The organism is Streptomyces sp. CLV115, from assembly GCF_038448545.1.
Lineage (GTDB): Bacteria > Actinomycetota > Actinomycetes > Streptomycetales > Streptomycetaceae > Streptomyces > Streptomyces sanglieri.
Genome location: NZ_JBCEWQ010000368.1, coordinates 1 through 583 on the forward strand (window position 1 = coordinate 1; position 583 = coordinate 583).

The window sequence follows — 583 nt, forward strand, 5'->3', positions numbered from 1 at the left end:
GCGGGAGGTGTTGGTCGAGTGGAACGGTGTGGCTGGTCCGTATCCGGATGCTGCGACGATTCATCGGCTTGTCGAGGAGCGTGTGGCTGTCTGTCCTGATGCGGTTGCTGTGACGCATGGGGAGCGTGGTTGGACGTACGGTGAGGTCAATGCGCGGGCGAATCAGCTCGCTCATTGTCTCCGTGGCAAGGGCGTTGGTGCGGACACGTTGGTTGCTGTGTGTCTGGATCGTTCGCCTGAGCTCATTGCCACGCTGTTGGGCATTCTGAAGGCGGGTGCGGCGTTCGTTCCTCTTGATCCGGAGTATCCGGCCGACCGGATCACGTACATGGTCGAGGACACGGAAACGCCGTTGGTCATTACCAGTTCGGGTCTGGCCGACCGGTTGCCCGGCGGGATCGAGCGCATTCTGGTCGATACGCAGTGGCCGGGTGGTTCGGAGTCGGATCCCGAACTGTTGGCTTCGCCGGATGATCTGGCGTATGTGATCTATACGTCGGGTTCGACGGGCAGGCCGAAGGGTGTTGCTCTGGAGCATCGGGGTGTGGTGAATTATCTGCACTGGTGCGACGAGAACTACCCG

General features: G+C 61.1%; 1 protein-coding gene. It reads left to right on the forward strand.

The window, feature by feature from the left end; genetic code table 11:
* Positions 1-82 precede the first annotated feature (82 nt).
* Positions 83-583, forward strand: a 501-nt coding sequence (locus AADR41_RS42180; RefSeq protein ID WP_342287771.1) for an AMP-binding protein, incomplete at its 3' end; no start/stop codon positions are given.